This window comes from Oscillochloris sp. ZM17-4, assembly GCF_019599295.1.
GTDB lineage: Bacteria > Chloroflexota > Chloroflexia > Chloroflexales > Chloroflexaceae > Oscillochloris.
The window spans coordinates 31,203-41,112 of sequence record NZ_JAIEWN010000049.1 but is presented as its reverse complement, the minus strand read 5'-3'; the positions used below and the strand labels follow the sequence as shown (position 1 = coordinate 41,112).

5 protein-coding genes and 1 pseudogene are annotated in these 9,910 nt (G+C 68.5%); 1 reads left to right on the top strand and 5 read right to left on the bottom strand.

The genetic code is table 11. The annotated features are described in order from the left end of the window. Both K2Z83_RS29665 and def read right to left on the bottom strand, forming a co-directional pair. A partial coding sequence (locus tag K2Z83_RS29665; RefSeq protein ID WP_220597664.1) for a glycosyltransferase 87 family protein occupies window positions 1-2,207 on the bottom strand: 2,207 nt, incomplete at its 3' end. Window positions 2,208-2,403: 196 nt separating this feature from the next. Then, complete coding sequence (gene def / locus K2Z83_RS23765) at window positions 2,404-2,961, bottom strand: peptide deformylase (protein WP_220597663.1); 558 nt, start codon at window positions 2,959-2,961, stop codon at window positions 2,404-2,406. A 487-nt stretch (window positions 2,962-3,448) separates the two neighbouring features. Here def and K2Z83_RS23760 point away from each other — a divergent pair, with 487 nt between their 5' ends. Beyond that, window positions 3,449-5,287 (top strand): peptide ABC transporter substrate-binding protein, encoded by a 1,839-nt coding sequence (locus K2Z83_RS23760; protein WP_220597662.1) that lies wholly within the window; start codon window positions 3,449-3,451, stop codon window positions 5,285-5,287. Window positions 5,288-5,357: 70 nt separating this feature from the next. Here K2Z83_RS23760 and K2Z83_RS23755 read toward each other — a convergent pair whose 3' ends face one another. The 3 genes and pseudogenes from K2Z83_RS23755 to K2Z83_RS23745 form a co-directional block, all read right to left on the bottom strand. Then, a complete protein-coding gene (locus K2Z83_RS23755) occupies window positions 5,358-6,758 on the bottom strand; it encodes an aspartate kinase (protein WP_220597661.1) in 1,401 nt (466 codons plus the stop codon). Between the two features lie 96 nt (window positions 6,759-6,854). Further along, window positions 6,855-7,505, bottom strand: a pseudogene (locus K2Z83_RS23750) (quinone oxidoreductase); the annotation flags it as partial. 28 nt (window positions 7,506-7,533) lie between these two features. Further along, window positions 7,534-9,684 (bottom strand): heterodisulfide reductase-related iron-sulfur binding cluster, encoded by a 2,151-nt coding sequence (locus tag K2Z83_RS23745; RefSeq protein ID WP_220597660.1) that lies wholly within the window; start codon window positions 9,682-9,684, stop codon window positions 7,534-7,536. Window positions 9,685-9,910 lie beyond the last annotated feature (226 nt).

Genomic DNA, 9,910 nt, shown 5'->3' with positions numbered 1-9,910 from the left:
CCCCCCGCGCGCAGCGCCGCAAGCCCCCGCTGCGCCGCCACGTCCTGCGGGTCGAGGGCCGCCGCGCGCTCCAGGCACTCCCGCTGCTTGGCCGGGTCGTCCAGCGCGCCCGAGAGCCAGAGCCATGCCGCGGCGCTGCGCGGGTCGGCCCGCACCGCCGCCGCCAGCAGCTCGCGGGCGCGGGCGCGCTCCCCCGCGCGCAGCGCGGCCACGCCCCGATCATACAGGTTGTCATCATCTAGCTTCATCGGGGGATTCTCGTACGGGCGCAGCAGGCCGACGAGGATCGCCATATTCGCCCAGGCCACCACGGTGGGGATGGGGTAGCGCACGATCACCCGCTCGGCGTCGGGGAAGAAGCCGGGGATCGCGCCGACGATGTTGACCGTGGCGGTGACCGTGAGCAGCAGGAAGGGCACCAGGGCGCGCAGGTCGGCGGCGGCGCAGAGCAGCAGGAAGGGCAGGGCGAAGAAGGCGTAGCGCTCGTGGATCTGGGTGGGCAGGGCGAAGAAGGCCATGGCCAGGGCGGCGGCGGCGGCGGCGCGGGAGGGGCCGCCGGGGCGGCGCAGGGCGGCCAGGCAGGCTAGGCCCGCCGCCAGCGCCACCAGCGCGAAGCCGATGCTGCGGTAGCTCAGGCCGGCCACCTGCACCAGATCCGAGATCGGCTGATCCTCGGCCACCAGCCACCACAGGTTGTAGGCCCGGTTTGTCACCTGGGGGAAGCGCCCCACCGAGCCGGCGGCCGCCTGGTAGAGCCCCGGCCCCTGTCCGATCAGCACGAAGGGCGCGCAGGCCAGGCCGATCAGCCCGGCCGCCAGGGCGCCGCCCTCGACAAGCCCGCGCGCCCCGTGGCGGCGCACGGTCAGCACATAGAGCAGCGGGGCCAGGATGATCGCCTGGGGCTTCACCATCACCCCGGCGGCCCAGCAGAGCCAGCTCCAGCGCCCCCGCCCAACATCCAGCAGCGCCACCGAGGCCGCCATCGGCAGGGCCAGCAGCACATCCACCTGGCCCCACCAGGCCACGTTCATCCAGACCGGCGGGATCACGGCGTAGAGGCCGGCGATCAGGGCGGCCCGGCGCGGCCCGGCGTGGCGCAGGCCCCACCAGTAGAGCAGCGCCACCGTCGCTAGCAGGGCCAGGATGCTCGGGAGCTTGATCAGCGCCCGCGTCACGGCGGGCACCGGGTCGTAGAAGGCCCCGCCGAGCGGCCCCACCAGAAAGGATAGGCCGCGCAGGATGTAGAGCCTGAGGGGCATGTAGTCGCCGCCGTAGCTGAAGGCCTGGCTGAAGCCGCCCCGCTCGAACATAAAGCCCATGCGCCGCGCCGAGAGCTTCAGGTCGCCCACCGGGTCGGGCGCGCCCAGCCAGGGCAGGCACATGAGCAGGGCGAGCAGGAGGAGCAGGGCGGGAGGCAGGAGGCGGGAGGCGGGTCGCTCGCTGCGCTCGCTGGCAGGCGGCGAGAGACGGGAAGCAGGGCTCGACACCTGCCACCTGCCACCTGCGGCCTGCCACCTGCTAATCACCAGCGCCCCCAGGGCCGCCGCTCCCCCGGCGGCGAGCAGCTGGCCGAGGAAGGCGTAGCGCCAGAGCCCGGCGGCCTGCCACGCCGCCGCCGTCGCCTGGAGGGCCAGCACCGCGGCCAGCGCCGCCGGCGCGCCCATCCCCGCCCGGCGCAGCAGCGGGTAGACGCCGAGCGTGGCCAGGAGCATAGACGCGATCAGCATCGCGGGCGGCGGGCCGTCGCCCGCGATGGAGAGCGTGTGGAAGACCACGCCGAGCGCTCGGCCGTCGACCGTCTCGGCGGGCGAGTCGATCTGTAGCGACACCCGCTCGCCGGGCTGGGCGGGCAGCAGCAGGCTGTAGGTGCGCAGGCCGGGCAGGATGAAGAACGACGACTCGCTGCCCGAGGCGCGCAGCACCGCCGGGGTCGCCTGCGCGAATCCGCTGGCGAGGCTGAGGCGCAGGGAGAGCGGGCCGCCGGGGTTGGGCGGCTGGACGCGGGCGGCGCCGGTCGTCCAGCGGAAGAGGTCGGGGCGGTCGGCCAGCGGCTCAAGCTCGTGGAGGCCGGCGGTCGGCAGCATCACGGGCAGCGCGTCGGCGGCGAACGACGCGCCGCGGTGTCCGCCGTAGGCCAGGGCTAGCCAGAGCGGCGCGGCGGCGCAGAGCAGCAGCAGGGCGAGCGTGTCAGGCCAGATACGGCGCATACCTGGGTGATTGCAGATTGCAGATTGCAGATTGCAGATTATCGCGACACCTCAAGGACACACGATCTACTAATCTACAATCTGCAATCTATAATCGCGCTCGAAAAGGTTTCAGGTTGCTTTACAGTTTGATGCCGTGAATGTCGTTCCACTGCACCAAATCTGCAATCTGCAATCTACAATCTGAAATCTTGTCTTACGCCGCTATCGGCTCCTCCGGCTCCCTGGTGATATCGCGCAGGGTGCTCAGATCACGGATGCGCTCGGTGAAGAGCACGCCGTGCAGGTGGTCCACCTCGTGCTGGATGGCCCAGCCGAGCAGCCCGTCGGCCTTGCGCAGGCGGCGCAGCTTGCCGCTCGCGTCCTGGAACTCCACCGTCACCCATCTGTTGCGCGGCACCTGGCCGTACCAGCCGGGCAGGCTCAGGCAGCCCTCATCGCGCATCACCTCGTCGCCGCTTGTCTTCACGATCTTGGGGTTGATCAGCACGTACTGCTCGGCCGGGGCGACCTCGACCTCGCTGCCGTCCTCAAGCTCCTCGATCTCGGCGGGGACCTCGATCACGCAGAGCTGGATCGGCAGGCCGACCTGTGGGGCGGCCAGGCCCACGCCGTTGGCATCGTGCATCGTCTCGAACATGTCGGCCACCAGCTGCTTCAGGTTGCGGTCCGGAAGCTTCACCGGGCGACAGTGCATCTTCAGGGTCTTCTTGTCTTCTTGATTATCGATGCGTAAAACACGTCGTTTCGCCATGATTATTCCCGCAGTAGCCTAATGAAAGCCAGCGGAGCGCCGACGCGCCGCCTCATAGTGATTATAGCACACGAGGTACATCGCACTCCGCGTTGACGTGACGGGCGAAGATTGTTATAATTCCACTATCCCTGTTAACTGCCTCTTAATGGAATACCTGAACCTCGGGCAGCGATAGCCCCCTCCCAGCGTCGAGCCTCTCTGGTGGCACTTCGTGCGAGCGAACCACGTGTATGCTGCGATCAGCATCGCGCGGCTGACTCCCGCACCTCCGGCCCACGACGGCGGATGTGGATCTATCCCGAGCACCCGATCGGACGGCGTCTCTGAACATCTCTGCCGCTTCGAGGCGTAACCCGAGCGCCGCGTCCATGTTCTGCACCCTGCGTCCCCCAGGGTGTACTGATACCAGCTATCTCCTGCGGGGCCGGGGCGGCCCCGTCGTCGCTCATTTTCTGGCCAATCGTGTAGAGGAGGTTCTGTGAAGATGCGTCAACCCCGTGCCTGGACGCTCGCGTGGCTGCTGATGGTCGCCTCAATGCTGATCGCCGCCTGTGGCGGCGCGCCGGCCGCCCAGCCCACCGCCGCACCCGCCGCCGCGGATGCTACCGCCGCACCCGCCGCCGCGGATGCCACCGCCGCACCCGCAGAGCCGGCTGCCGGCCAGACTCTCAATGGCGTCACGCTGCCCGACGACGCCGCGCCGCCCGAGTATCAGGTCTATGTGACCTACTTCCCCAACGACGCGCCCTTCACGACCGTCGATCAGATGGAGTCGATCTACAACCAGGGCGGCTTCAACCCGATCGGCGGCCTGCTCGGCGAGCCGCTGCTGCGCCTGAACAAGGACTTTGAGGTGCAGCCCGCCGCCGCCCTGACCTGGTCCTCGAACGCTGATGCGACCGAGTGGACCTTCAACCTCGACCCGAACATGATCTGGAGCGATGGCACGCCGCTCACCGCCGACGACTTCGTGGCCAGCTTCCAGTACGCGGCCAGCCCCGACCACGCCTGGGACTTCGCCTGGTACTACGGCCCCCCCGGCGCGATCAAGAACTGGGAGAAGGTCGTCGCTGGCGAGGTTCCGCCCGCAGAGCTCGGCATGAAGGCCGACGGTCCGAACACGCTGATCGTCAGCTGCGAGCGGCCGACGCCCTACATGCCGGCCAAGCTGGCGGTCTACAGCATCACCCTCCAGAAGGCCGCCCTCGAGAAGCTTGGCCCGCTCTACAATAACGACCCGGCCACCTCGGTCTCCTCCGGCCCCTTCGTGCTCACGGAGTGGAAGAAGGGCGAGAAGCTCGTCTACGAGGCCAACCCGAACTATAAGGGCACCAACAAGCCCTTCATCCAGAAGGTGATCGTGATCGGCGCCAAGCAGGAGACCATGTTCGCCGGCTACCAGGCCGGTGAGGCGGACTTTGTGTCCGGCGAGGCTCTGCAGACCGCCGATAACGAGATCATCAACGCCGACCCCGAGCTGTCGAAGGAGGTCCGCACGATCGCCAACGACTTCCGCACCGACTATCTCTTCTTCGATGACCAGAACCCGCCCTTCAACGATGTCAAGGTGCGCCAGGCCTTCGGCCACATCGTCGACCGCGACGCGATTATCCAGACGATCGTCACCCCCAGCCAGGCCATCCCGGCCTACTCCTTCCTGATGCCCGGCTTCCCCGCCGCGAACTCTGAGGGGCTCAAGGATATCCAGAGCTACGACCCGGACAAGGCCCGCGCCCTGCTGGCCGAGGCCGGCTTCCCGGGCGGCGCCGGCTTCCCCAAGCTGACCCTGCGGCTGCGCAATGAGTCGGCCACCCGCCAGGCCGTGGCCCAGGCGATCGCCGCCACGATCAAGCAGGAGCTGGGGATCGAGGTCGAGGTCCAGAACGATGACTTCAAGGTCTACATGGACGACTTGAACGCCAAGCCGACCAAGATGCAGTTCGGCATGGTCTCCTACGGCATGGACTGGCTCGACCCGTCCAACATGCTGGGCGTGTGGCTGGGCACCGGCCGCCACAACTGGCAGAACGCCGAGTACGACAAGCTGGTGAACGAGGCGGCTGAGAACACCGACCAGGCCGCCCGCATCGCCCAGTTCCAGGAGGCCGAGAAGCTGCTCGTCACCGACGCGCCCGGCGTGTTCATCTACCACCGCACGGTGGGCAACCTGATGAAGCCCTACCTGAAGGGCTCCGCCCTTGAGCCGAACAGCTCCGGCCTCTCCGGCCTGCAGTGGCCGGGCTTCCACAACGCCAGCACCAACGTCAGCACGCTCTACATCACCAAGGATGTGCTGAAGTACCGCAGCTCGCCGCCCAAGTAAGAGGCTGAACAAATAACAAGAAATTCCGAGGAGCCCGGGGCCTTGCAACAGCCCTGCCCCCACGGCTCCCTCACAGCGCGAAGCTGCGGTGGATCGCCCGCACCGCCGCGTCGCCGTCCTCGGCGGAGACGACCAGGGAGATGTTATTCTCGGTGCTGCCCTGGGCGATGGCGATCACATTGATCCCGGCCGCGCCCATGGCTCCGAAGACCCGCCCGGCGATGCCGGGGGTGCCGCGCATGCCCGAGCCGACCACGGCCACGATCACCACCGAGTCGAGCACCTCGATATGCTCGACGTCGTGGTCGGAGAACTCGGCGGCCAGCTCCTTGCGCAGCTCGGCCACGGCCGAGGCCCCCTCGGCGCGCGGCACCGACAGGCAGACGCTCTGCTCGCTGCTGGCCTGCGAGATCAGCAGGATGTTGGCCCCGGCGCGGGCCACCGCCGTGAAGATCCGCGCGGCGACGCCGGCCAGCCCCAGCATCCCCGGCCCGCCCACCGTGATCATGCTCACCTCGCGGATCGCCGTGACCGCGCGTGCGGTGCGGTCGCCCCGGCCCGCGCCGATCAGGGTGCCGGGGTGCTGCGGGTTGAAGGTGTTCAGGATGCGGATGGGGATGCGCCGCTGCACCAGGGGCTGCACCGTCTTCGGGTGCAGCACGTTGGCCCCGTAGTAGGCCAGCTCGGCCATCTCGCTGTACGAGAGCTGGCGCAGGGTGCGGGCCTCGGGCACCACCTTGGGGTTGGCCGTCAGCACGCCGTCCACCTCCTTCCAGAACCAGACCTCGTCGGCGTCGAGGCTGGCCCCCAGGATGGAGCAGGTGTAGTCGCTGCCGCCGCGGCCGAGGGTGGTGGGCACGCCGGCCCGGGTCGCCCCGATGAAGCCGGTGACGACGGGCACGCTGCCGGACGCGAGCATGGGCAGCAGGCGCTCGCGCGAGCGCTCGGCCGTCTCCTCCATCAGCGGCGAGGCGCTGCCGTAGCGGTCGTCGGTGATGATCAGGCCGGTGGCGTCGACGGCCTGCGAGGGCACGCCGGCGCCGCGCAGGGCGGCGGCGATCAGGCGCGCGTTGATCCGCTCGCCCAGGCCGCTGAACAGGTCGAGCGCGCGCGGGGTCAGCTCGCCGAGCACGGCGATGCTGCGCGACAGGTCGCTCAGATAGTCGAGCATGGCCCGCAGCTCAGTCTCCAGGGCGGCGCACTCGGCGGGCGGGGCCAGCTCGGCGGCGACGCCCATATGGAGCTCAAGCAGGCGCGGGGCCACGTGGGCGGTCGAGCCGCCGTCGCCGCGGGCGGCCGCGTGGGCGGCGGCGATCAGCGTGTCGGTGGTGCGCAGGTCGGGGGCGTTCATCGCCGACACCACAACCACAACCTCGTGGCTCTGGCGGCTCTCGCTCACAATCGCGGCGACCCGGCGGATCGCGTCGGCGCTGCCGACCGAGGTGCCGCCAAACTTCATCACAACGCGCATATCGCTCATCCTGTAAGGGTGCAGCAGGCGCGCAGCAGAGCTGTGCTTCAACGACCCAATCATCCCAGCGCGCCTGCTGCGCCCCTACGCCACATGTTATGGGATCAATAATACTTTGCCCGCCGTCGCCCGGCTCTGGAGGGCGATGTGGGCGGCGGCGGCCTCGGCCATGGGGAGGCTGCGGTCCACCCGCACGCTCAGCGCGCCGGAGGCCATCCAGCCGAACAGGTCGCCCGCGCGCCAGGCCAGCTCCTCCGGCGTGGCGATGTAGGCCCACAGGGTCGGTCGGGTCAGGAAGAGCGAGCCCTTGGTGCTGAGGATAAGCGGGCTGACCGGCGGCACCGCGCCGCTGGCGTTGCCGAAGCTGACCATCATGCCGCGCGGGCGCAGGCAGTCGATGCTGCCCTCCCAGGTATCCTTGCCCACCGAGTCGTAGACCACATCCACGCCGCGGCCGCCGGTCAGCTCGCGCACGCGCGGGGCGAAGGCCTCGTCGCGGTAGAGGATCACCTCGCTGGCCCCGGCGGCGCGGGCCAGGTCGGCCTTCTCGGGCGTGCCGGCGGTGGCGATCACCCGCGCCCCGGCCCGACTGGCGATCTGGGTCAGCAGCAGGCCGACCCCGCCGGCCGCCGCGTGGATCAGGCAGGTGTCGCCGGCCTTGATCGGGTAGGTGCTGTAGACGAGGTAGTGGGCGGTCATGCCCTGGAGGAGCACGGCGGCCGCCAGCGAGAGATCGACGCCCTCGGGCCTGCAATCTGCAATCTGCAATCTGCAATCACCCCTCGGCCGGCGTGATCGACTCGAGCACGATCTCGGCGATGTCGCGCCGCTTCAGGGTCTCGTCGCGGCCGGTGTTCTTGGCCGCGTCCTCGAACATCACCATGCAGAAGGGGCAGGCTAGGGCCAGGGTGTCGGGCTGATCCGTCGTCAGCTGCTCCAGCCGGATGACGTTGATGTCGCGCTTGCCCGTGCCCTCCAGCCAGACATTCCCGCCGCCGCCGCCGCAGCACATGGCCCGCTCGCGGTTGCGCTCCGGCGCCTCGACCAGGGTCAGGCCGGGGATGGACTCCAGCGCCCTGCGCGGCGAGTCGTAGATGTCGTTGTAGCGCCCGATGTAGCAGGGGTCGTGGTAGGCCACCTTCTCATTCACCGCGCGGGTCGGCGTGATCTTACCCGCCGCGATCAGGCCGGCGATAAAGTCGGTGTGGTGGACGACCTCGTAGTCCACGCCGGCCTTCCCGCCGAACTGCGAGTACTCGTTCTTGATGCTGTTGAAGCAGTGGGCGCAGGTCGTCACCACCTGTCTGAAGGTGTACTGCTTCATGGTCTCGATATTCTGCTCGGCCTGGGCCTGGAACAGCATCTCCTCGCCCATGCGGCGGGCCGGGTCGCCGGTGCAGGTCTCCTCTTCGCCGAGGATGGCGAAGTCCACGCCGGCGGCCTGGAAGATCTGGACCATGGCGCGGGCCACCTTGCGCGAGCGCTCGTCGTAGCTGGGCGCGCAGCCGACCCAGTAGAGCACATCGACGTGCTCCTTCTCGGCCATGGTCGGCACCTCAAGCCCGTCGGTCCAGGCGCTGCGCTCGCCGGAGGGCAGCCGCCAGGGGTTGCCCTGGCGCTCGACGCCCTCTAGCACGCGCTTGACGCCCTGGGGCACCTCGCTGGCGATCATCGTCAGGTTGCGGCGCAGGTCGACGATGTCGTCTACGTGCTCGATCATGGCCGGGCACTCGTGGACGCAGGCGTTGCATGTGGTGCAGGCCCACAGCTCATCCTCGCTGAACAGGTTGCCGTAGAGCGGCAGGGTCTCGATGTCGAGGGCGCCGCCCTCGGCCGGCTCAAGCCCGGCCAGCGGCTTGACGCTGCCGTCCTTGAAGATGATCGGCTCGCTCCGCTGGAGGTCGGCCAGCTTGGTGATGATGTACTTGGGCGAGAGCTCGGCGCCGCTGGCGTGGGCCGGGCAGACGCTCTGGCAGCGCCCGCAGCGCATGCAGGCGTCCAGATCCATGCGCCGCTTCCAGGTCAGGTCGCCCAGGGTGGCCACGCCGAGGCGCGGCTCGTCCTTCTCGATCTCTGCCTCCATGTTGGGGATGGCGTCGAGCGCGCCCTTGGGCGTCAGGTCGCGGAAGAAGGTGTTGAGCGGCGTATAGATGATGTGGCGGAACTTGCTGAAGGGCAGGGTGCCGATGAAGGCGAAGGTGGCGGTGGCGTGGGTGTACCAGAGCAGCGGGTGGATGGCCAGGGCGGCCGGGCTGCCGTCGCCCAGGCCGACCGCACGGAAGATCGTGGCGAGGGTGAATCCGACGTAGGAGAGCCGCGCCCAGCCCTGCGAGTAGACCGGCACGCCCTCGATGACCTGGTTGGCGATGCGCAGACCCTCGATCAGGAAGCCGCCGAGGCCGAGGAAGATCAGGACGCCGAGCACCCAGCCGTCGTTGCGCCGGTTGTCGAGCCGGTCGGGGCGAGTGCGATAGCGCTGCCAGGCCGCCCAGATCAGGCCGGCCACAAAGACCAGGCCGAGCGTGTCGAGGATCAGCTCGTAGCTCTGGTAGAAGCCGCCGACCAGGATCTTTCCGGCCTGCTCGCCGATCATCGGCACGGTGAAGTCCTCCTCGACGGCGATCACATCGGTGCCGATGAAGAGGGCCAGGAAGCCGAAGAAGATCAGTGCGTGCATCGAGCCGGGCTTGCGGTCGCGCAGCACCTTCTTCTGGCCGAAGACCTGCACCAGAAACTCGGCGGCGCGGGCGGGGAGCTGTCCGATACGGGCCTCGGGGCGGCCCCTGCGCCAGCGGGCGATGTCACGTAGGACACCCCATGTCGTCACCAGGCTGGTGAGCGTGATCAGGCCGTAGAGGAAGACCGGTCCGATGAAGGGGTCGATGTTCCAGTAGATCTCGCGGATGGCGATAATCTGGTCGTCCATGGCGCAGACCTGCACCTTTCTCGTTCGATTGCAGATTGCAGATTATAGATGAGGCGTAGCTTGCGCAGTTCTGCTCTGCTCTACGCCAGGGTTGTTGGGGAGTATGCGGGGCATCATAGCATCCGTGACGTAGGGCGTCAAAAAATTGATATGGGACAAGGCGCATGACATGCTCGCACCTTTACTACGCGCCGATTGTTTTAAGTTTTTTGTATATACTCTCATA